Origin of the sequence: Clostridium sp. Ade.TY, from assembly GCF_000498355.1 — a bacterium.
Lineage (GTDB): Bacteria > Bacillota > Clostridia > Clostridiales > Clostridiaceae > Clostridium.
This window is the reverse complement of record NZ_AVSV01000028.1, coordinates 92,089-112,897: the sequence shown is the minus strand read 5'-3', so window position 1 is coordinate 112,897 and position 20,809 is coordinate 92,089. Positions and strand designations below refer to the sequence as shown.

The following is a 20,809-nucleotide window of genomic DNA, read 5'->3' as shown; positions in this document are numbered from 1 at the left end:
AGTATGAAAATTGTAGCAGGTGTTGATATTGGTAATGCTACTACGGAAACAGCATTATCAAAAATAGAAAATGGAAAGATAGAATTTCTTTCAAGTGGTATAGTTCCTACAACAGGTATAAAAGGTACTGAAGAAAATATAGAAGGTGTATTTGATTCCTTAAAGCAATCATTAAAAAAAGTATCTTTAACTCTTAATGATTTAGATTTAGTTAGAATAAATGAAGCAGCTCCAGTTATAGGAGATGTTGCTATGGAAACTATAACTGAAACTATAATAACAGAGTCAACAATGATAGGACATAATCCACAAACACCAGGTGGTATAGGAATCGGAACAGGGAAAACTATATATATAGAAGACTTAGAAAATATAAATGAAAATGAATTATCAGAAGATGAAGCCTTTATACCACTTATATTAAGTAAAATAAATTTCCTAGAAGCAGCAGCTAGAATAAATCATGCTACAAGAAGAGGCATAAATGTTACAGCAGCAATAGTTCAAAGAGACGATGGAGTACTTATTAACAATAGATTAGATAAAAAAATTCCTATTGTAGATGAAGTTATGTTACTTGAAAAAGTACCAGTTGACATGAAGGCTGCTGTAGAAGTTGCCGGACAAGGTGAAGTAGTAGAAAGTCTAGCTAACCCTTATGGTATAGCAACAGTATTTAATTTAACAGCTGAAGAGACAAAAATGATAGTTCCAATATCAAGAGCTCTTATAGGAAATAGATCAGCTGTAGTAATTAAAACTCCAAAAGGAGATGTTCAAGAAAAAAGAATACCAGCAGGATGTATAAATATAGACGGATTGAATCGTAAGGAAAGCGTTGATGTAGAACACGGAGCAGAAAAAATAATGGATGCTGTAAGAGCATGTGTCCCAATACAAGATGTAAAGGGTGAAGCTGGTACAAATGCTGGCGGAATGCTTGAAAGAGTAAGACAAGTTATGGCAACCCTTACAAAGCAGAAAATATCAGATATAAAAATACAAGACCTTTTAGCAGTTGATACTTTTATCCCACAAAAAGTAAAAGGTGGTCTTGCAGAAGAATTTTCCCTTGAAAATGCAGTTGGAATAGCAGCAATGGTTAAAGCTGATAAATTACAAATGCAAATGATAGCAGATAAATTAAGAGAAGAACTTAATGTACCAGTAGAAGTTGGTGGAGTAGAAGCTGACATGGCAATTCGTGGAGCACTTACAACTCCAGGAAGTAGTACACCTCTTGCCATATTAGATATGGGAGCAGGATCTACTGATGCATCAATTATAAATAAAGAAGGAAGAATTTCATCAATACATTTAGCTGGTGCTGGAAATATGGTAACTATGCTTATTAAATCAGAGTTAGGACTTGATTCATTTAATTTAGCAGAAGACATAAAAAAACATCCATTAGCTAAAGTTGAAAGTCTTTTCCATATAAGACACGAAGATGGAACAGTTGAATTCTTTAAAGAGCCTTTAGATCCATCAGTATTCTCAAAAGTTGTAATAATTAAAGATGGAACATTAGTACCGATAGATGGACAAACTTCTATAGAAAAAATAAGGACTATAAGAAGAGGGGCAAAAGAAAAAGTATTTGTAACAAATTGTTTAAGGGCCTTAAGTATAGTTTCACCAACAGGAAATATAAGAGATATTGAGTTTGTTGTATTAGTAGGTGGATCATCATTAGACTTTGAGACTCCACAATTAGTTACAGATTCATTGTCACAATATGGAGTAGTAGCAGGTCGTGGAAATATAAGAGGTACAGAAGGACCTAGAAATGCTGTTGCTACTGGACTTATATTATCTTGTAATGAAATGGAGTAATTTATTATGGCAATGGTAATGAAAGCTTATGAGTATGAAGTTCCTAGTATATATGTATATTATTCAAATGATTTAAAAGATTTAAGTAGATTTGATGAAATATTATGGGGAATAGAAGAAGAAGGAATTCCTTTTGAATTAAAAGCTAAAGACTGTAATATTTCAGAAGAACTTAGCCATTTAGCATCAATGCAATCAAAACTTTTAGTTGGAATAGGAATTGATAGTAAGGGCAAAATAACTTTAACATTAAATAAGTTAGAAAAAGATAAACCTTTATTTACTATAAGCATAGATGATGAAAATAGTAATTTAAGAAACTTAGGTTCTAATGCTGGAAGATTAGTTAAAGGGATAGCTTTTAAATAATATTAAGGAGTAATTACTATGTATAAAATTTACACAAAAACAGGTGATAAAGGAACTACAGCATTATTTGGAGGAAGTAGAGTAGATAAAGATAGTCTTAAAGTTGAAGCATATGGTACTGTAGACGAATTAATATCATCAATAGGCTTTGCTTATTCAAAAATTCAATTAACAGAACAAAGAGATGAACTTAGAAGTATACAAAAGAAGTTATTTAATTTAGGTGCTGAACTTGCAAGTGATGAAGACGGAATTAAATATTTAAAAGATATAGTTACTAAAGAGGATATAGAAACTTTAGAAAAACTAACAGATAAATATATGGAAATAACAGGTCCTTTAAAAGAATTTGTTATACCAGGTAAAAATGAAGTGTCAGCAAGTTTACATATGGCAAGAACAGTGTGTAGAAGAGCTGAAAGAAGAATAATAACTTTAAAGAGAGAAGAATCTTTAAGAGATGAGGTTACAAAATATATAAACCGTTTATCAGATACACTATTTGCAGTAGCAAGATTCTTTGAAGAGATGTAAAGGAGGATATGATTACTATGAAAAAATTAAATGAAGTTAAAGAATTAAGTTTAGAAATAGTAAAAGAAATGGCAAAAGTAGCAGAAGAAAAGGCAACAGAAATGAACGTTCCTGTTATATTTGCAGCTGTAGATAAAGGGGCTAACTTAATGTTAATGCACAGAATGGAAAATGCATTTATAACAAGCATTGACATAGCTATAAATAAAGCTTATACAGCAGCATGTTTAAAGCAAGGAAGTCATGAAATAGCAAATGTTGTAAAACCTGGAGATAGTCTTTATGGATTACAACTTACAAACAATTGTAAGATAGTACCATTTGGTGGTGGATTCCCAATAATAGTTGATGGACAAGTTGTTGGGGCAGTTGGAGTAAGTGGTGGAACTGTTGAAGAAGACATGGCGATAGCACAATCAGCAGTTGATGCTTTTAATAAAGAATATTAATATTTATAAAATTAATATATAAATAATTTTTAGGAGGAATTTAGATATGAGAATGTACGATTATTTAGTACCAAGCGTAAACTTTATGGGAGCTAACTCAATATCAGTAGTTGGTGAAAGATGTAAAATATTAGGTGGAAAGAAAGCTTTAATAGTTACAGATAAATTTTTAAGAAGTTTAAAAGGTGGAGCAGTTGAATTAACTGAAAAATATTTAAAAGAAGCAGGAATTGAAGTTGCTTACTATGATGGAGTTGAACCAAATCCAAAAGATACAAATGTTAGAGATGGATTAAAAATATTCCAAGATGAAAAGTGTGATATGATTGTTACAGTTGGTGGAGGAAGCTCACACGACTGTGGTAAAGGAATAGGTATTGCAGCAACTCATGAAGGAGATCTTTATGACTATGCAGGAATAGAAACTTTAACAAATGCACTTCCTCCAATAGTTGCAGTTAATACAACAGCAGGAACAGCTAGTGAAGTTACAAGACACTGTGTTATAACTAACACTAAAACAAAAGTTAAATTTGTTATTGTAAGTTGGAGAAACTTACCATTAGTTTCAATAAATGACCCAATGTTAATGGTTGGAAAGCCAGCAGGACTTACAGCTGCAACAGGAATGGATGCTTTAACTCATGCAGTAGAAGCATATGTATCAAAAGATGCTAACCCTGTAACAGATGCTGCTGCAATCCAAGCTATAAAATTAATATCAAATAACTTAAGACAAGCAGTTGCTTTAGGAGAAAACTTAGTAGCTAGAGAAAATATGGCTTATGGTTCATTATTAGCTGGTATGGCATTTAATAATGCTAACTTAGGATATGTACATGCTATGGCTCACCAATTAGGTGGATTATACGATATGCCTCATGGTGTAGCAAATGCAATGCTTTTACCACACGTTGAAAAATATAACTTAATCTCAAATCCTCAAAAGTTTGCTGATATAGCTGAATTTATGGGAGAAAATATAGAAGGATTATCAGTAATGGATGCTGCACAAAAAGCAATAGATGCAATGTTTAAGCTTTCAACTGATATCGGAATTCCTGCTAGACTTAGAGATATGGGAATAAAAGAAGAAGATTTCGAATATATGGCTGAAATGGCTTTAAAAGATGGAAATGCTTTCTCAAACCCAAGAAAAGGAAATGAACAAGATATAATCAATATATTTAAAGCTGCATACTAATTATAAGTTATAATATAAAGCCCCTTTAGCTTTAATAACTAAAGGGGCTATTTTACTGACATAATTTCTTACTACAGGAGGAGTTTTTAATGAATTTAAGTACATTTATGGCGGAACTTATAGGAACTGCAATATTAGTATTATTAGGTGATGGCGTAGTTGCAAACGTTGTTTTAAAAAAATCAAAAGGTTTTAATTCAGGATGGATGGTTATTGCATCAGGTTGGGCATTTGCAGTAGCAGTTCCAGTATTCATGTTTGGAACTATAAGTGGAGCTCATTTTAATCCAGCAGTAACTTTAGCTTTAGCTGTTACAGGAAAGTTTGCTTGGAGTCAAGTTCCAATGTATATATTAGCTCAATTCATAGGCGCATTTATAGGAGCTACATTAGTTCTTTTATCATACTATAATCATTTTGAAGTTACTGAAGATAAAGCTACAAAACTTGGAGTATTTTGTACAGCTCCAGAGATAAGAAATCCAAAATGGAATTTTATAACTGAATTTATAGGTACATTTTTATTAATGTTTGGAATATTAGGTATTTCATCAAGTCCTTTTGTTGATGGACTTCAACCATTAGCTATAGGAATACTTATCTGGGCTATAGGATTATGCTTAGGAGGTCCAACAGGATATGCAATAAATCCAATAAGAGATTTTGGACCAAGATTTGCACATTTTATTTTACCTGTGCCAGGTAAAGGAGGATCAGATTGGAAATATGCATGGATACCTGTAGTAGCACCTATATTAGGAGCTATAGTATCTGCAATAGTATATGGAATTATATTTTAAAGTGGTTTAATAACCACTTTTTTTTATAAGTTGTTTATAAAAAATAAAAGTTTTAAATTAAGCTTTTATTTTAAGGAAAATAAGGGTACAATTAAACTATAATGTTAAGTAATGTGACTTAATTAAAGGAGGAATGAAAATGGATAAAGAATTAAATAAATGTGGATGTGGAAATCACAATCATGAAGGAGAACATGAATGTTGTGGAGGACATAATCATGATGAAAATCATGAGTGCTGTGGAGGACACAATCATGAACATGGAGATGCATGTGGATGTGGAGAAGATCATCACGATCATTTCGTAGTAGATTTAGTAGATGATGAAGGAAACACAGTATCATGTCCAATCATAGATGCCTTTGAATTCGAAGAAAATGAATATGTTTTAGCTAAAAACATGGATGATGATTCAGTATATCTATTCAGAGTTTCAGAAGAAAATGAAGAATTAATAGTACCTGATGAAGCTGAATTTGATAAAGTTAGAGCTTATTATGAAGAAGTATTAGCAGAAGACTAATATTTAAATAGAGAGTGGTATTTTGCCACTCTCTTTTTAGAAATATTTATAAGATTTTATTATTTACATATAAAATCAATAGCGGTATAGTCATTATAGAAGTGAGGAGGGTGTAATTATATGAAATATGCAGATTTACATTTACATTCTACCTTTTCTGATGGCAAACTAACACCAGAACAAATATTAGAAATATCTAAAAAAAATGGAGTTAAATATATTTCTATAACAGATCATGATTCTATTGATTCTCAATATATAACTAAAGAAAAATTTGATGGAGTAAATATTATATCTGGTATAGAATTTAGTAGTGAGATATATGAATTTGAAATTCATATATTAGGATACTTTATAGATATAGAAAATGAAAATTTAAATAATGTAGTAAATAATTTGAAAAAATCTAGAATAAAAAGAGCAAAAATAATAATAGATAGACTTAAAAATGAAGGAATAGAATTAAATATAGATGATATTATAAAAGATAATTCATCCGTTGGAAGAGCTCATATTGCAAGTGAAATTGTTAAAAAAGGTTATGAAGATACTTTTAAAGGGGCATTTTTAAAGTATCTTTTGAAAGGAAAACCAGCTTATGTAAAAGGAGAAAAGTTAAATTATAAAGAAGCTATAAAAGTTATAAAAGAAGCTGGTGGTATAGCTGTTTTAGCTCATCCAGGAAAAATATATAAAAGCATGGTTATAGAAAAAGTTATAAAAGAGTTAAAATGTTATGGATTAAGTGGGCTTGAAGTTTATCATCCAAGTCATTCAAAAGAACAAATAAACTTATTTAATAACTTAAGTAGAAAATATAAATTAGCTATAACAGGTGGAAGTGATTTTCATGGAGAGAATAACAAGGAAGTTTGTATAGGCTCTGAAGGAATAAATGAAAAGTTATTAAATAAATTAATTAATATAAAAAGCAATAAGTAGAAGAGGGGATAAAAATGAAATTATCAGAAAGAGCAAAAGGAATATCAGCATCAATAACTTTAGAAATTACAGCGAAAGCTAAGGAATTAAAAGAAAATGGTGTTGATGTAATTAGTTTTGGAGTTGGAGAGCCAGATTTTAATACTCCAGAAAATATATTGAAAGCAGCTAATTGCGCTATGGTAGAAGGAAAGACTAAATATACAGAAGTTGCTGGGGTAAAAAATCTTAGAGAAGAGATATGTAAAAAGCTTAAAAAAGAAAATAATTTAGATTATAAAATAGATCAGATAATAGTAAGCAATGGAGCAAAGCAATGTTTAGCAAATGCTTTTATGGCAATATTAAATCAAGGTGATGAAGTTATAATACCAATGCCTTATTGGGTTAGCTATCCAGAACTTATTAAACTTTCAGGTGGTATTCCAGTAACGGTAAATACCAATGAAAATAATAGTTATAAATATACTATAGATTGTTTAAAGGAAGTTTTAACAGAAAAAACAAAAGCTTTAATTATAAATAGCCCTAATAACCCAAGTGGAGCAGTTTATACTAAAGAAGAACTTTTGGATATTGCAAATTTTGCAGAAGAAAATAATTTAATAATAATATCTGATGAAATATATGAAAAATTAATATATGACAATGAAGAACATATAAGTATAGCATCTCTTTCAAAGTATGCTTATGAAAATACAATAGTAATAAATGGGCTTTCAAAATCATCTGCTATGACTGGATGGAGAGTTGGATATGCAGCTTCAAATAAGGAAGTTATAAAACATATGATTAGTATACAAAGTCATATGACATCAAATATTAATTCTGTATCACAGTATGCCTCTATAGAAGCTATTAAAAATTCTATAGAAAGTATTAAAGAGATGGTAAAAGAGTTTGATAAGAGAAGATTATACATGGTTGAAAGATTAGATAAAATAAAAGGAATAGATTATATTGTTCCAAAAGGTGCATTTTATATAATGGTAAATGTATCAAGTACTTATGGAAAAGAAATTAACGGCAATAAAATAATTGATTCAATGAGTTTTTCAAGGGAATTGCTTGAAAATAAAAATGTTGCTGTTGTTCCAGGAATTGCTTTTGGTCTTGATAATTATATAAGACTTTCATATGCAACTTCAATAGAAAATATTGAAAAAGGATTAGATAGAATAGAAAGTTTTATTAATTCACTATAATAATTAAAAGTGATTAGTTTATATTAGCTAATCACTTTTTTTATAATAAAATTTTATTTAATAATTAAATAAGTTTAATAAATAGTATATAATAGAATATAGTAATCAAAAGATTTGGAGGAACATATGGTAAAGCTAGGAATATTCGATGTTGATTTTACAATAACAAAAAAAGAAACATTAATGCAATTTTTTAAATATATGATACGTAAGGATAAGAAAAATATTAAGTTTCTTCCAAGAGCTATATTTTCAGGTGCTATGTATGGCATAGGAATATATGATGAAAAGAAGGTTAAAGAAACTTTTCTTAAGTTTATAGATGGAGTAGATGAAAAAGAATTAGCATCTATAGTTAAAGAGTTTTATGGAGACGTCCTTAGCAACATATTATATGAAGATGCTATAAATATGATGAGAAATTTAAAATCAAAAGGTTATAAAATATATTTAATTTCAGCATCACCAGAATTTTATTTAAATGAATTTTATAGATTTAAAGAAGTAGATAAAGTTATTGGAACTAAATTTAAATTTAAAGATGGAGTTTTCATGAGAGAAATGGATGGGCACAATTGTAAGGGTGAAGAAAAAGTTAGAAGATTAATGGAAGAATTAAAAAAAGATAATTTAGAAGTAGACTTTAAAGATTCATATATGTTTTCTGATTCTTTATCAGATAAGCCACTTTTAGATTTAGTTGGGCATCCGTATCTTATAAATTTTAAAAAGGAAAATGATATAGAAATACTTAATTGGAAATAAAAAACCATGCTTTTGGCATGGTTTTTATTTTTATGAATTCATTATTGAATTTGTAAGTGGTGGTATTACTTGTTTCTTTCTTGAAAGAACTCCAGGTAAAAATGCCATAGAATCTTTAAGTTCTACTTTAAATGCTTTTTCAACTATTTCAGGTTCTTTTCCAGCAACAAGTATTTGTGAGCCTTCAGTTAATATGTCAGTTAATAATAACATAAGCATATCAAATCCGGCTTCTTCAGCTTTTTTGCTCATATATGATAACATATCATCTTTTAAAGGCATAAATCCTTCAATGTCCATTGTATTAACTTGAGCTACACCTATTTTAGTATCTCCAATAGTAAATGGCTTAAAGTCTTGGTTGAATATTTGTTTAACTGTTTTACCTTGTAATGAAGTACCTGCCTTAAACATTTCTTTTGCAAATTCTTCTAAGTTAATACCTGCTATTTCAGCAAGTTTATTGCAAATATATTTATCTTGTTCTGTGCAAGTTGGGCTTCTAAATAATAATGTATCAGAAATTATAGCACCACATAATAATCCAGCTACTTCTCTTGATGGTCTTATTCCATTTTCAAAGTAACATTTAGCAACTATAGAAGATGTACTTCCAATAGGTTCATTTCTAAAGAATATTGGGTTGCTTGTTTGAATATCAGCAACTCTGTGATGGTCTATTATTTCAAGAACTTCTGCTTCTTCAAGACCTGGTACTGATTGACCTCTTTCGTTATGGTCAACTTGTATAACTTTTTTCTTGAAGTTTGATATTAAGTGATATCTTGAAATAGTACCAATAACTTTTCCTTCAGAATCAACTACAGGATAGCTTCTATATCTAGTTTCAAGCATTGTTTCTTTTACTTCTTCAACTAAATCATCAGTAGAGAATGATACTATATCATCCTTAACCATAACGTATCTTACTGGGATACTTTGAATTATAAGTCTTGAAGCTGTAAATGAATCATGTGGAGTTGAAATAACTGTTATTCCAGCTTCCTTAGCTTTAGCTAAAAGTTCATCATTTAATGAGCTTGAACCTATTAATATCATTAAAGAAACTTTTTCGTTAATAACTTCTTCATGAATTTCAGGTCTATCTCCAACTATTACTATATCACCTTCATCAACATGTTCTTTCATTGAATTTGGTTGCATAGCAGCAACACAAATTTTACCTGGGAATACTTTAACATTTTCATTTATGTATAAAGCTTTTGCTGATAAAGTATCAATTATATTATCGATACTTGTTTCGCTTTTGCTTAATATTTTATTATCCCATATGTCCATGTATGAAGATGTTAGGTTTGAAATTGATAATACACCTATAAGATGATCATTACAGTCACCTACAGGAATTGATTTGATATTTTTATCTCTCATTATATTCCAAGCCATTTTTAAAGATATATCAGGTGATATAGGACTGATATTATCTATTTTTAAATCTTCAACTTTTAATTTAACTGTCTCTAAAAATTCAGGTGCTTGAACGTTAAAGTAGTCTAAAATAAATTGAGTTTCTCTACTAACGTTTCCAAGTCTTACAGGAATAGCTGGAAGATTACCAGTTTTGTTTTTAAGCTCTGCGTAAGAAATGGCAGCACATATTGAATCTGAATCTGGATTTTTGTGTCCAGTAACATATACTACGTTCTTCAAAGACATTACCTCCTTTATCTTATGAATTTACAGTATAATTGTACGACCTAAATAAAAAATTGTAAAGTAATAACTTAATCAAAACTTTTCATAAGTTAACAAATTTTAAATATATATATATAAGAATGCTTAAATAAGGAGGAATTCTTAAAGTGATACAGGAACAAAATATAATTCCAGGACTTACAACAAAAGAAGCTGAAAAAAGACTTAAAAGCTTTGGATTAAATGAATTAGAACAAAAAGGCAAAGCATCTCTTATAAAAATATTATTGGCTCAATTCAATGATTTTATGGTTTGGGTACTTATAGGTGCAACTCTTATATCAGGATTTATGGGCGATACTGCAGATGCAATAACAATACTTATTATAGTTATAGTTAATGCATTACTTGGTTTTTTTCAAGAATTTAAAACTGAAAAATCATTAGAAGCCCTAAAAGATATGGCAGCACCTACTTGTAAAGTTTATAGAGATGGGAGAATAAAGGTTATAAATTCTAAGTATTTAACGATAGGAGATATTGTTATATTAGAGTCTGGAGACAGAATACCAGCAGATGGAGAGTTTTTAGAAGCTTCTGGAATAGTTGTCGATGAATCTTTATTAACAGGTGAGTCCGTTGGAATTAATAAGGATTGTAACAAAGGAAATAATTTAGGTTTTATGGGGACAAATATTTTAAAAGGAAAAGGTTTGTTTAAAGTATTAGAAGTGGGAATGAAAACCGAAATGGGAAAAATAGCAAACCTTTTACAAAATATAGAGGAGGATAAATCACCACTTAAAGAAAAGTTAGATTCATTAGGTAAAATATTAGTAGTTATTTGTTTAGCTATATGTTTAATAGTTACTGTTCTTGGAATTATAAGAGGAAATGAAATTAGAGAAATGTTTTTACTTGGAGTTTCATTAGCAGTAGCTGCAATACCTGAAGGACTTGCTGCAATAGTTACTGTTGCATTAGCACTTGGTGTATCTAAAATGCTTAAGAGAAATGCACTTGTTAGAAAATTACCAGCAGTTGAAACATTAGGGTGTACATCTGTAATATGTTCTGATAAGACAGGAACTCTTACTCAAAACAAAATGACAGTAAAAGAAGTATATATAAATGGAAAGATAGTTGAACTTGAAAAAGAAGATGTAAATAATATTAAAGGTATATTAAAGTTAAAATCAGTATTAGTACATTGTAATGATTGTCAAATTGATAAAAAGAGTAAAAAAATAGATAGAGCATTATTTGGAGATCCTACAGAAACGGCATTGGTTAGAATGTTTTTTAAAAATGTAGACGAGGTTAAAAATTTTACTAAGGATGTAAAAAGAGTATTTGATATTCCTTTTGACTCAACTAGAAAGATGATGTCTGTAATAGTTAATGAAAATGGGAAAGAAGTGTGTTATGTAAAAGGCGCACCAGAGAGAATATTAGAGAAGAGTAATTATATATATGAAGATGGGATAGTAAAACCTCTTACTTATCAAAGAAAGAAAATGATAAGTAATTCAATTGAAGCGATGTCTTCTAGAGCATTAAGGTGTATTGCAGCAGCCTATAAGGTTGATAATTTAACAAAAAGCGAAAGGCTTGAAAATGATTTGATATTTGTAGGTCTTGCTGGAAGCATAGATCCACCAAGAAGTGAGGCAAGAGATGCAGTGCTTAAGTGCAAACTTGCGGGAATAAAACCAGTAATGATTACAGGTGATCATAAAAATACAGCATTTGCTATAGCAAAATCTTTAAACATATGTAAAAGTGAAAATCAAGTTTTAACAGGTCAAGATTTAGAAAGTCTTACAGATAGAGAACTTTATACCAAAATAGATTCAGTTAGAGTATTTGCAAGAGTATCACCAAGTCATAAGCTTAGAATAGTTAAGGCATTTAAATCAAAAGGAAATATAGTTGCAATGACAGGTGATGGAGTAAATGATGCACCAGCTATAAAAGAAGCTGATATTGGAATTTCCATGGGGCTTTCAGGAACAGATGTTACTAAAGAAGCTTCATCAATGATACTTATGGATGATAATTTTAGTACTATAGTTGCTGCTGTTGAAGAGGGAAGAAATATATATGATAATATTAGAAAATTTATAAGATATCTTTTATCATGTAATTTAGGTGAAGTTTTAACAATGTTTTTAGCAACAATATTTATGTTACCAAATCCACTTACACCAATACAAATTCTTTTTGTAAATTTAGCAACTGATGGACTGCCAGCTATTGCTCTTGGTGTTGATCCGGCAGATAGTGATATAATGAGGCAACAGCCAAGAGAGAAAAAAGAGAGTGTATTTGCAAGAGGTCTTACAGAAAAAATAATGATAAGGGGAACTCTTATAGGTGTTTGTACACTTTTAGCATTTATGATTGGAAGATTTTATAGAATGGATCTTGAAACTTGTAGGACAATAGCTCTTTCAACTTTAATAATGTCACAATTATTTCATGTATTTGAATGTAGATCAGAGAGACATTCAATATTTGAAATAAAGTTATTTACTAATCCATATTTAGTTTTAGCTGTTTTAGTATCAATAGTAATGTTGCTTTCAATTTTATATGTACCATTTTTAAGTGCTATATTCCATACAGTTCCACTTATGCTTAATCACTGGATGATAGTATTATTATTTTCAGGAGTAATAGCTTTTATAAACAGTATGTATTTATTTATAAAAGCAAGATAGTTAAGAAAGAGAGCTAGTAAATTTTAGCTCTCTTTAAAAAAATACTTTATTTAAAATGAAAATTATAAGATAATTATTAAAGAGGTGATATTTTATGATTAAACATATAGTTATGTGGAACTTAAAAGAAGAAAAAAGAATGGAAAATGCAAAGAAATTAAAAGTTTTATTAGAAGAATTAAAAAAAGATATAAAAGAAATAAAGGAAGTTGAAGTTGGAATAAATATTAATAATAGTGATGCAAGCATGGATGTTATTTTATATTCAGTTTTCAATAATTTAGAGGATTTAAATATTTATCAAGATCATCCAAAACATTTAAAGGTTAAAGATTTTGTTAAAGAAATTGCAACAGATAGAAAAGTTGTAGATTATGAAGTTTAAATAATAAAAGCTACGTTTATATAAAACGTAGCTTTTTATTATCTTTGTCTCATTCTTGAAGCTGTTTGTCTAGCTTTTTTAATTTGAGAGTGATCTATTGGTATTAAATCTCTCTTTGTAGTTAAGTTTAAGATGTTTTGAACTTGAAGAACTTCAGCATCTTTCTTTCCTTTAACACCTTTAAGTCCCATAATCATTACTTTATGACCTTTATTTAATTGAATAAAATCAGGCTCTTTAAACCATCTATTTTTCTTATATCTACATTTAATAGCAGCTCTACCTACTTCAGGTTTAATTATCATATCAACAATTAATTTATGAAAAATAATATAATTTTTCTTTTCAGTTTTAACTGAAATTACAGTACCAGAAGCACTTGTTATTCTATCTCCATATTTTTCAAAATAAGAGTCTCTAAAATATTTATCAAATTTATCTCTTAATCCCATAAACAAATTCTCCTTTTTCAATATATAAGTCCGTGTCACTTGGATAAATCCATTATAACAAATAGTATTATAACATAAATAAAAAATTAATAAAATAAAAAATTACCATAATGAAAACCTTCAAAACATAAAAATATAATTTAATTAATAAATAAAGCATAAATCAAAAATAAAAATAATAAAAAGTTAATATAAGTAAAATAGGAGGATTATTATGCATGAATTTAAATGTATTGAAATAAATGCTAAAGAAATAATTAATGTGGCAGAAAATTTAATTAAGGAAAATAGAAGGTTAGTTATAATTAATGGATATATAAACAAAAATAAAGAAAATGTAATTTGCTACAACTTTGATATAGATGGAGATATAGTAACTTATAAAGTTACAAATGTTAATGAAATAATGACTTTAACATCTATATATAAAGAATCAGCAAGATGGTGTGAAGAGGAAATAGAAGAAGTTATGAATGTAAAGTTTATAGGGTTAAATAGAAGTAATAGATTATTTTTACCAGAAGAATTTAAGGATGGGGAAGGACAAATATTAATAATGCCACTTGATGAACTTAAAAAATATAAAAAGGAGGATTAATATGAGCTATATAGTACCACTTGGTCCATATCATCCAGCATTAGAAGAACCTATTCATGTTAAATTATTTACTGATGGTGAAGTTATAAGGAATTCTGAAGTATTTATAGGTTATAACCATAGAGGAATTGAAAAATTATGCGAAGAGAGAAATTATATACAAACAATAACATTAGTTGAGAGGGTTTGTGGTATATGTTCTCATTCACATACTTTAGCATATTGTTTAGCTTTAGAAAAAATTTCAGGATTCAATGTTCCAAAGAGAGGGGATTATATAAGGATTATAGTATGTGAACTTGAGAGACTTCATTCTCATTTTTTATGGCTTGGTCTTGCAGCTCACATAATAGGTTTTGATTCTTTATTTATGATGTGCTTTAAAACAAGGGAAAAAATAATGAATATTTTAGAAGAAGCATCTGGAAATAGAGTTAATTATGCAATGAATATTATAGGTGGGGTAAGAAGAGATATAAGTATAGAACAAAAAGAAAACATTAAATATTTATTAAATGAAGTTTTAGAAGAACATAAAAAAATTACAGAAATATTTATTAAAGATAAGATTACAGAACTTAGAACTAAAGGAGTTGGTATATTAACAAAAGAAGATGCAATAATATATGGAGCTTGTGGGCCACATGGTAGGGCATCTGGAATGAAAGATGATGTTAGAAAACTTGATCCATATTGTTCATATGAGGATTTTGATTTTAGAAATATAGTAGAGACAGGCTGTGATGTTTTTTCTAGAGTTGTAGTTAGAATATTAGAAATAAATGAAAGTATTAAAATAATAAAACAAGCATTAGATAATTTACCGGATACAGAAATAAATTTAGGAATTAAATTTATGAAAATACCAGAAGGAGAATATTTATCTAGAATTGAAGCACCAAGAGGTGAAGTTACTTATTATGTAGTTTCAAATGGAGGACAAACAAATGGAAGAGTAAATATTCATGTACCAACATTTAAAAATGCAGCAACTATTCCTAAAATGTTGAAGGAAAATACAATAAGTGATGCTGGACTTATTGTAGCAAGTATAGATCCATGTTTTTCTTGTTTAGATAGGTGATATTATGCATGAATTATCTGTTACACAAAGTATATTAAATATTTGTTTAGAAGAAAGAAGGAAAAGAAACTTTAAATTTATAAAAGAAATAAATTTATGCGTTGGTGAATTTTGCGGACTAGTACCAAATTGTATAAATTATTATTTTGAAATTATTAGTAAAGGAACAGTAGCTGAAAATGCAAAAATAAATATAAAAAAGATAAATGCAAAAATAAAATGTTTAGATTGCTTGTATGAAGGTGAAATAAATAAAGATTATATTTGCCCATTATGTAGTAGTTTAAATTTAAAAATTTTAGGGGGAAATGAATTTTATTTAGAAAGTTTGGAGGTTGATTAAATGGAAATAAAGGTAGTAAGACAAATAATGGAATGGAATGAAGACTGTCATAAAGAACTTAATGAAAAGTTAAGTGAAAATGGAGTAATTATGTTAAATGTTATGGGATCTCCTGGAGCTGGCAAGACAACATTTATATTAAATTTAATAAAAGAATTAAAAAAAGAAAATTTAAAAGTCGCTGTAATAGAAGGGGATATAGCAGGAAAGATAGATGCTGAATTAATATCTAAAGAGAATGTACCAGTAGTTCAATTAAATACAGATGGGGCATGTCATATAGAAGCTCAATCAATTAAAAATATACTTAATAATTTTAATCTTAAAGAAATAGATATATTAATAGTTGAGAATATAGGTAATTTAGTTTGCCCTGCTGAGTTTAATATAGGAGAACATTTAAAAATTGCTCTTTTATCAGTTCCGGAAGGAGATGATAAAGTTTCAAAATATCCATTAATGTTTACTAAATGTAATAGTTTAATAATAACTAAAAGTGATTTGAGAAGTTATTTTAATTTTGATTATAATAAAGTTTTTGATGAAGCTACAAAAAGAAATAAAAATATAAAAATTTTTGCTGTTAATTCAAAAGTTCATGGATGCTTAATGGAAGTTAAAGAGTGGATAGTTAGTAATATAAAAAAATGCTAGGAGAAATTATGAAAGAATATAAAAAGCTTTTATTAACTTGGTTTATTTTGTTTTTAATTTGGGAAGGTCTTTCAATTTCTGATTTTAGTTTAAGTATTATAAATATTCAAGAAACTATTTTAGGATTAATAATTTCATTAATAATAACTATATTTATAATTAAAAGATTAGATAATGATTTAGAAAAAATAATTTTTAAAAATAACTTTTTAATAAATTTTATAATATTTATTCCAATATATATTTTAGAACTTATTAAAGCGAATTTTGATGTGGCAAAAAGATCATTATCTAAAAAAATAAATATAAGTCCTGGAATATTTAAATATAATACTAGTTTAAAATCAGACTTAGGAATATATTTCTTAGGAAATAGTATAACTTTTACACCTGGAACTATAACAATAGATATTGAAGAAAAAGATAAAGAAAATATTCTTTATATACATGCTATAGATATTAAAGATAAAAATAAAGTATCAAATGATATAAGAAATAACCTTGAAAATTATATTGGGAGGTTCTTAGAGTGATACATTCAATATTAAATTTTGCTCAAATAATAATTTTGGTTTTGTCTATAGCACTTGTAGTTAAAATTTTTAATGGAAAAACTATTATTGAAAAAGTTATGGTTGCAGATTGTATAGATATTTTAATTGGCATTTTTATGGTTCTTTATGGAGTAAATAAAGAAAGGGCTATATTTATTGATTTAGGTCTTATAGTAACGCTTTTAGGATTTTTAGGAACTATATTGATATGCAAATATTTGGAGGGAAAATTATGATTATTAATATTTTAGCTTCAGTACTCATATTTGTAGGAATATTTTTTTCTTTTGCTGGTGTTATAGGAATATTTAGAATGAAGGATATATTTTGTAAGATTCAATCATCAACTAATATATCAACTCTTGGAGCTATTTCTGTATTTTTAGGGTGTTCTATATATTCTTTTAATATAGGCAATTTATCAATAGGTTTAAGATGTATCATAATAACTATATTTTTAATAATAGTAAATCCAGTTGCTTCACATTACATGGCAAGGACAGCATATAAAATTAATTTGAAGTTTTGTGATGAAACAATACTAGATGAATATAAGGAGGAATAGATATGGATTCTTTCAATATATTAAATGGCCTCATTATATTAGCTGTAGTAATAATTGCTGTAATAGTTTATGTAGTTGACGATATATTACAATGTGTAATAGCTATGGCAGTTCTTGGATCTTTTATAGCGATTGAATTTTTACTCCTTGGAGCACCAGATGTTGCAATTGCAGAAGGAGCCGTAGGCGCAGTATTAACTCCAATTATATTTGTAATTACATTAAAGAAGGTGTCTAGTAAAAGGAGTGATAAAAAATGAAAAAGTTTTTAAAGGTTTTAGCATTAATAATAATTGCAATTAGCTTTTTAAGAATTTCTATTGATATAAAGGATAATGAAGGAACATATGAAGGGATTGGTAGTGAAATTTTTAATAATACAATAGAAAAAACAGGAGCTATAAATGCAGTAACAGCAACTGTTTTTGATTTTAGAGGATATGATACTTTAGGTGAATCATTTGTTTTATTTACTGCAATTTGTGGAGTTTCAGTAGTTTTAAGAAGCAATAAAAAAGGAGATATTTCTAAATGACAAGTAAGAGAAAAGAAATCATATTACCTTTATGTTCAAAGCTTGTACTAAAAATATCTATATTATTAGGATTTTATATAATTGTTCATGGGCATTTAAGTCCAGGAGGTGGATTTCAAGGTGGTGTTATAGTTGCAAGTGCAATTGTTATATATTATTTAGCTAATGGAAGAGAAAAAACTTTAAATACATTTAATATAAAGAGGCTTGAAAATACTGAAAAAATTTCTGCATTATCATTTATATTTATAGCATCTTTAGGAATAATATATGGAGTTCCGTTTTTTACTAATATATTAAGCAAAGGAATAGTTGGTAGTGTATTTTCATCTGGCTCTATATTTTTTATGAATTTTGCTGTTGGACTTAAAGTGCTTTCAGGAGTTTCAGTTCTTATATTAGTTATAATATCATCCTTAAGAGAGGGGGATGAAAGAATTGATAATTAATTATTTAGGGGGATTTACACTATTTATAATAGGAATATTAATAATTATAAATAAAAAGAATTTAATAAAAATAGTTATTGGAATGGGGATATTAGACTATGGAATAAATTTACTTCTTATAAGCATTGGATATTCAAAAGGAGGGACAGCACCTATATTTTCAGATGGAATTAATATAACTAGTAATATAGTAGACCCTGTACCTCAGGCGTTAACTCTTACATCAATTGTAATAGGTGCATGTGTAACAGCACTATCTTTATCTATAATAATAAAGATAAAAGAGCATTATGGTTCTATAAATGCAGATGAGGTAAGGAGGATTAAAGGATGATTACAAATTCAAACTTACCTATAATTTCAATAATTGTCCCATTTATAGCTACATTTTTAATTGGCCTTTTAAGTAATAAAAAAATAAATATAAAAAGATATATTGCAATAATGGCTTGTTTTATTAGTTTTATAACAACTTTATTTATGATAAATGATGTGTTTTTAGAAAAAAAAATACTTATTTATTGGATGGGAGGATTTAAGCCTATAAATGGGGAAGCTATAGGAATATCATTGAATGTAGATGCTTTTTCATTATTTATAGCAATAATAATAACTTTAGCTTGTTTTATATCAAGTATATATTCATTTAATTACATGGAGAGGGATTCTGAACTTTCAAAGTATTATATGCTTTTTATGCTTTTAACTGGAAGCATGATAGGATTTGTATTTACAGGAGATCTTTTTAATATGTATGTAATGCTTGAAATAATGACTATAGCTGCAATTTCATTAACTATATTTAGAAATAATAAAGATAAGTCAGTAGAAGCTGGATTTAAGTATATAGTTACAGGTGGATTAGGATCATCTTTTATATTACTTGGAACAGTTTTAATATATATGGAAACTCACACATTAAGCTTAAATGAAATATCAAAAAAAATTTCTATTGAAAATTTAGGAAATAATAAGGTTTATATATTAGCGTTAGCATTTTTAATAGTTGGGTATGCAGTAAAATCATTTATAGTTCCATGTCATACTTGGCCTACTGATGCTCATATGGCAGCACCCTCATCAATATCAATGTTATTGTCAGGCGTTATGAGTAAAACTGGTATTTATGGATTAATTAGAATTGTTTTTATTATATTTCCTATTGTAGGTAATATAAACATAGCATATCTTTTTATAATTTTAGGCTTAATTAGTATGATAGCCGGAGTATCTATGGCTTTTATGCAAAGTGATTTTAAAAGGTTATTAGCATTTCACTCTGTATCGCAAATAGGATATATAGTAATTGGGATTGGATTAGCGCTTTTAGGTAATAACGTTATTTATGATTTAGGTCTTTTAGCAGCACTTTTCCATATGTTAAACCATGCTGTTTTTAAATGCTTATTGTTTTTAGTAGCAGGTGCAATATTATATAAAACAGGAACAACTAATTTAGATGAAGTTTCAGGAGCGGGAAAAGATATGCCATTTACGATGTGTGCATTTATAATTGGAGCTTTATCTATAAGTGGGATACCTCCTTTTAATGGATTTAGTTCAAAGTGGTTATTTTATATGGCAAGCTTTAAGGTTAGAATGCCAATTATAACTGTTTTATGTTTAGTTGTTTCATGTATGACACTAGCTTCTTTTATAAAAGTATTTCATACAGTTTTTACTGGAAAGCAATCAGATAATTTAAAAAATAAGGGAGATATTCCTTTGTTAATGAAAATATCTTTAGGTATTTTATCGATTTTATGTATAGCTATAGGATTATTTCCAAATGCAGTATCAAATATTTTTTTAAAGCCTGTATTAAATAGTATTAGATTAAATGATAGTTTATTATATTATGAATCACCATATAATCCAGTAGCATTCTTCTTATTATTTATAGTAATTACTTTAGCATTGATATTGTTTTTAAATAGTAAATCATTATTTTATAAAGGCTATGATAAATTAAATTCAAATAGTAAATATGAAGTATTTACTGGTGGAGAATTAGATTATAATTCAAAATTATCTTCTCATGATATATTTTGGGGAATGAAATATAATTTTAAATTTTATTTTGAAAAGTTAACAAAACTCCATAATGGATCGGTAAATGATTATGCATTTTGGATAGTTTTAACTTTAAGTAGTGTTATTTTATATTTCTTCATGTTTATATAG

Annotated in this window: 26 protein-coding genes; 24 read left to right on the top strand and 2 right to left on the bottom strand. The window is 28.0% G+C overall.

Going from position 1 to position 20,809, the window contains the following annotated elements; all coding sequences use genetic code 11:
- The first annotated feature begins 3 nt into the window (after positions 1-3).
- From O212_RS0111080 to O212_RS0111035, 10 genes are all read left to right on the top strand, one after another.
- Positions 4-1,836: a diol dehydratase reactivase subunit alpha gene (locus tag O212_RS0111080; protein WP_024615173.1), complete on the top strand. Its 1,833-nt coding sequence runs from the start codon at positions 4-6 to the stop codon at positions 1,834-1,836.
- A 6-nt stretch (positions 1,837-1,842) separates the two neighbouring features.
- Positions 1,843-2,205, top strand: coding sequence for a glycerol dehydratase reactivase beta/small subunit family protein (locus tag O212_RS0111075; RefSeq protein ID WP_242829571.1), 363 nt, complete (start codon positions 1,843-1,845; stop codon positions 2,203-2,205).
- A gap of 18 nt (positions 2,206-2,223) precedes the next feature.
- The gene (locus O212_RS0111070; protein ID WP_024615171.1) at positions 2,224-2,739 is read left to right on the top strand and encodes a cob(I)yrinic acid a,c-diamide adenosyltransferase; all 516 of its coding nucleotides are present in this window, start codon (positions 2,224-2,226) and stop codon (positions 2,737-2,739) included.
- A gap of 17 nt (positions 2,740-2,756) precedes the next feature.
- On the top strand, positions 2,757-3,188 hold the full coding sequence (locus O212_RS0111065; protein WP_024615170.1) for a heme-binding protein: 432 nt from the start codon (positions 2,757-2,759) through the stop codon (positions 3,186-3,188).
- Positions 3,189-3,234: 46 nt separating this feature from the next.
- Complete coding sequence (gene dhaT, locus O212_RS0111060) at positions 3,235-4,392, top strand: 1,3-propanediol dehydrogenase (RefSeq protein ID WP_024615169.1); 1,158 nt, start codon at positions 3,235-3,237, stop codon at positions 4,390-4,392.
- A gap of 89 nt (positions 4,393-4,481) precedes the next feature.
- Positions 4,482-5,192 (top strand): MIP/aquaporin family protein, encoded by a 711-nt coding sequence (locus O212_RS0111055; RefSeq protein WP_024615168.1) that lies wholly within the window; start codon positions 4,482-4,484, stop codon positions 5,190-5,192.
- A 139-nt stretch (positions 5,193-5,331) separates the two neighbouring features.
- Positions 5,332-5,715: a DUF1292 domain-containing protein gene (locus O212_RS0111050; RefSeq protein ID WP_024615167.1), complete on the top strand. Its 384-nt coding sequence runs from the start codon at positions 5,332-5,334 to the stop codon at positions 5,713-5,715.
- Positions 5,716-5,835: 120 nt separating this feature from the next.
- On the top strand, positions 5,836-6,657 hold the full coding sequence (locus O212_RS0111045; RefSeq protein ID WP_024615166.1) for a PHP domain-containing protein: 822 nt from the start codon (positions 5,836-5,838) through the stop codon (positions 6,655-6,657).
- A 14-nt stretch (positions 6,658-6,671) separates the two neighbouring features.
- Positions 6,672-7,862, top strand: a complete 1,191-nt coding sequence (locus tag O212_RS0111040; RefSeq protein ID WP_024615165.1) for a pyridoxal phosphate-dependent aminotransferase — start codon at positions 6,672-6,674, stop codon at positions 7,860-7,862.
- Positions 7,863-7,988: 126 nt separating this feature from the next.
- Positions 7,989-8,627, top strand: coding sequence for an HAD-IB family hydrolase (locus O212_RS0111035; RefSeq protein ID WP_024615164.1), 639 nt, complete (start codon positions 7,989-7,991; stop codon positions 8,625-8,627).
- A gap of 30 nt (positions 8,628-8,657) precedes the next feature.
- Here O212_RS0111035 and O212_RS0111030 read toward each other — a convergent pair whose 3' ends face one another.
- Positions 8,658-10,298, bottom strand: coding sequence for a putative manganese-dependent inorganic diphosphatase (locus O212_RS0111030; RefSeq protein WP_029699332.1), 1,641 nt, complete (start codon positions 10,296-10,298; stop codon positions 8,658-8,660).
- Positions 10,299-10,450: 152 nt separating this feature from the next.
- Between O212_RS0111030 and O212_RS0111025 the strand changes: the two genes are divergently transcribed.
- Both O212_RS0111025 and O212_RS0111020 read left to right on the top strand, forming a co-directional pair.
- On the top strand, positions 10,451-13,006 hold the full coding sequence (locus O212_RS0111025; RefSeq protein ID WP_024615163.1) for a calcium-translocating P-type ATPase, PMCA-type: 2,556 nt from the start codon (positions 10,451-10,453) through the stop codon (positions 13,004-13,006).
- A gap of 94 nt (positions 13,007-13,100) precedes the next feature.
- Positions 13,101-13,391, top strand: coding sequence for a Dabb family protein (locus O212_RS0111020; protein ID WP_024615162.1), 291 nt, complete (start codon positions 13,101-13,103; stop codon positions 13,389-13,391).
- A gap of 38 nt (positions 13,392-13,429) precedes the next feature.
- On the opposite strand, the gene O212_RS0111015 is transcribed toward O212_RS0111020, so the two are convergent.
- Positions 13,430-13,843, bottom strand: a complete 414-nt coding sequence (locus tag O212_RS0111015; RefSeq protein WP_024615161.1) for a hypothetical protein — start codon at positions 13,841-13,843, stop codon at positions 13,430-13,432.
- 214 nt (positions 13,844-14,057) lie between these two features.
- On the opposite strand from O212_RS0111015, the gene O212_RS0111010 reads away from it, so the two are divergent.
- Genes O212_RS0111010 through O212_RS0110955 form a run of 12 tightly spaced genes read left to right on the top strand, consistent with a single transcriptional unit; the run spans position 14,058 to position 20,809 of the window.
- Positions 14,058-14,441, top strand: a complete 384-nt coding sequence (locus O212_RS0111010) for an NADH-quinone oxidoreductase subunit C (protein ID WP_024615160.1) — start codon at positions 14,058-14,060, stop codon at positions 14,439-14,441.
- A 1-nt stretch (position 14,442) separates the two neighbouring features.
- Positions 14,443-15,525, top strand: coding sequence for a nickel-dependent hydrogenase large subunit (locus O212_RS0111005; RefSeq protein ID WP_024615159.1), 1,083 nt, complete (start codon positions 14,443-14,445; stop codon positions 15,523-15,525).
- Between the two features lie 4 nt (positions 15,526-15,529).
- Positions 15,530-15,868: a hydrogenase maturation nickel metallochaperone HypA gene (hypA, locus tag O212_RS0111000; RefSeq protein WP_024615158.1), complete on the top strand. Its 339-nt coding sequence runs from the start codon at positions 15,530-15,532 to the stop codon at positions 15,866-15,868.
- Entirely contained in the window at positions 15,869-16,522 is a 654-nt protein-coding gene (hypB, locus tag O212_RS0110995; protein ID WP_029699331.1) for a hydrogenase nickel incorporation protein HypB, read from the top strand.
- A gap of 8 nt (positions 16,523-16,530) precedes the next feature.
- Entirely contained in the window at positions 16,531-17,055 is a 525-nt protein-coding gene (locus O212_RS0110990; RefSeq protein WP_024615157.1) for a Na+/H+ antiporter subunit E, read from the top strand.
- Positions 17,052-17,312 carry a monovalent cation/H+ antiporter complex subunit F gene (locus O212_RS16955; protein WP_024615156.1) on the top strand — a complete coding sequence of 87 codons (261 nt, stop codon included), beginning with the start codon at positions 17,052-17,054 and terminating at the stop codon, positions 17,310-17,312. The genes O212_RS0110990 and O212_RS16955 overlap by 4 nt, the downstream gene beginning before the upstream one ends.
- Positions 17,309-17,641 carry a monovalent cation/H(+) antiporter subunit G gene (gene mnhG, locus O212_RS0110980; RefSeq protein ID WP_051373009.1) on the top strand — a complete coding sequence of 111 codons (333 nt, stop codon included), beginning with the start codon at positions 17,309-17,311 and terminating at the stop codon, positions 17,639-17,641. The genes O212_RS16955 and mnhG overlap by 4 nt, the downstream gene beginning before the upstream one ends.
- Positions 17,642-17,643: 2 nt before the next feature.
- Positions 17,644-17,901 carry a DUF4040 domain-containing protein gene (locus O212_RS0110975; RefSeq protein ID WP_024615154.1) on the top strand — a complete coding sequence of 86 codons (258 nt, stop codon included), beginning with the start codon at positions 17,644-17,646 and terminating at the stop codon, positions 17,899-17,901.
- A complete protein-coding gene (gene mbhE, locus O212_RS0110970; protein ID WP_024615153.1) occupies positions 17,898-18,176 on the top strand; it encodes a hydrogen gas-evolving membrane-bound hydrogenase subunit E in 279 nt (92 codons plus the stop codon). Before O212_RS0110975 ends, mbhE begins: the two co-directional genes overlap by 4 nt.
- Entirely contained in the window at positions 18,173-18,625 is a 453-nt protein-coding gene (locus O212_RS0110965; protein ID WP_024615152.1) for an MnhB domain-containing protein, read from the top strand. Before mbhE ends, O212_RS0110965 begins: the two co-directional genes overlap by 4 nt.
- On the top strand, positions 18,606-18,959 hold the full coding sequence (locus tag O212_RS0110960) for a sodium:proton antiporter (RefSeq protein ID WP_029699329.1): 354 nt from the start codon (positions 18,606-18,608) through the stop codon (positions 18,957-18,959). Before O212_RS0110965 ends, O212_RS0110960 begins: the two co-directional genes overlap by 20 nt.
- Positions 18,956-20,809 (top strand): proton-conducting transporter membrane subunit, encoded by a 1,854-nt coding sequence (locus O212_RS0110955; RefSeq protein WP_024615150.1) that lies wholly within the window; start codon positions 18,956-18,958, stop codon positions 20,807-20,809. The genes O212_RS0110960 and O212_RS0110955 overlap by 4 nt, the downstream gene beginning before the upstream one ends.

Excerpts from the sequence above, each read along its gene's own strand:
- O212_RS0111020 (WP_024615162.1), top strand. The coding sequence starts at position 13,101 with ATGATTAAACATATAGTTATGTGGAACTTAAAAGAAGAAAAAAGAATG.
- O212_RS0111075 (WP_242829571.1), top strand. The coding sequence starts at position 1,843 with ATGGCAATGGTAATGAAAGCTTATGAGTATGAAGTTCCTAGTATATAT.
- O212_RS0111070 (WP_024615171.1), top strand. The coding sequence starts at position 2,224 with ATGTATAAAATTTACACAAAAACAGGTGATAAAGGAACTACAGCATTA.
- O212_RS0111050 (WP_024615167.1), top strand. The coding sequence starts at position 5,332 with ATGGATAAAGAATTAAATAAATGTGGATGTGGAAATCACAATCATGAA.
- O212_RS0111010 (WP_024615160.1), top strand. The coding sequence starts at position 14,058 with ATGCATGAATTTAAATGTATTGAAATAAATGCTAAAGAAATAATTAAT.
- O212_RS0110960 (WP_029699329.1), top strand. The coding sequence starts at position 18,606 with ATGAAAGAATTGATAATTAATTATTTAGGGGGATTTACACTATTTATA.
- O212_RS0110990 (WP_024615157.1), top strand. The coding sequence starts at position 16,531 with ATGAAAGAATATAAAAAGCTTTTATTAACTTGGTTTATTTTGTTTTTA.
- mbhE (WP_024615153.1), top strand. The coding sequence starts at position 17,898 with ATGAAAAAGTTTTTAAAGGTTTTAGCATTAATAATAATTGCAATTAGC.
- hypA (WP_024615158.1), top strand. The coding sequence starts at position 15,530 with ATGCATGAATTATCTGTTACACAAAGTATATTAAATATTTGTTTAGAA.
- O212_RS0111055 (WP_024615168.1), top strand. The coding sequence starts at position 4,482 with ATGAATTTAAGTACATTTATGGCGGAACTTATAGGAACTGCAATATTA.
- O212_RS0111065 (WP_024615170.1), top strand. The coding sequence starts at position 2,757 with ATGAAAAAATTAAATGAAGTTAAAGAATTAAGTTTAGAAATAGTAAAA.
- O212_RS0111040 (WP_024615165.1), top strand. The coding sequence starts at position 6,672 with ATGAAATTATCAGAAAGAGCAAAAGGAATATCAGCATCAATAACTTTA.
- dhaT (WP_024615169.1), top strand. The coding sequence starts at position 3,235 with ATGAGAATGTACGATTATTTAGTACCAAGCGTAAACTTTATGGGAGCT.
- O212_RS0111080 (WP_024615173.1), top strand. The coding sequence starts at position 4 with ATGAAAATTGTAGCAGGTGTTGATATTGGTAATGCTACTACGGAAACA.
- O212_RS0110955 (WP_024615150.1), top strand. The coding sequence starts at position 18,956 with ATGATTACAAATTCAAACTTACCTATAATTTCAATAATTGTCCCATTT.
- O212_RS0111035 (WP_024615164.1), top strand. The coding sequence starts at position 7,989 with ATGGTAAAGCTAGGAATATTCGATGTTGATTTTACAATAACAAAAAAA.
- O212_RS0111005 (WP_024615159.1), top strand. The coding sequence starts at position 14,443 with ATGAGCTATATAGTACCACTTGGTCCATATCATCCAGCATTAGAAGAA.
- O212_RS0111015 (WP_024615161.1), bottom strand. The coding sequence starts at position 13,843 with ATGGGATTAAGAGATAAATTTGATAAATATTTTAGAGACTCTTATTTT.
- O212_RS0111045 (WP_024615166.1), top strand. The coding sequence starts at position 5,836 with ATGAAATATGCAGATTTACATTTACATTCTACCTTTTCTGATGGCAAA.
- O212_RS0110965 (WP_024615152.1), top strand. The coding sequence starts at position 18,173 with ATGACAAGTAAGAGAAAAGAAATCATATTACCTTTATGTTCAAAGCTT.
- O212_RS0110975 (WP_024615154.1), top strand. The coding sequence starts at position 17,644 with ATGGATTCTTTCAATATATTAAATGGCCTCATTATATTAGCTGTAGTA.
- hypB (WP_029699331.1), top strand. The coding sequence starts at position 15,869 with ATGGAAATAAAGGTAGTAAGACAAATAATGGAATGGAATGAAGACTGT.
- mnhG (WP_051373009.1), top strand. The coding sequence starts at position 17,309 with ATGATTATTAATATTTTAGCTTCAGTACTCATATTTGTAGGAATATTT.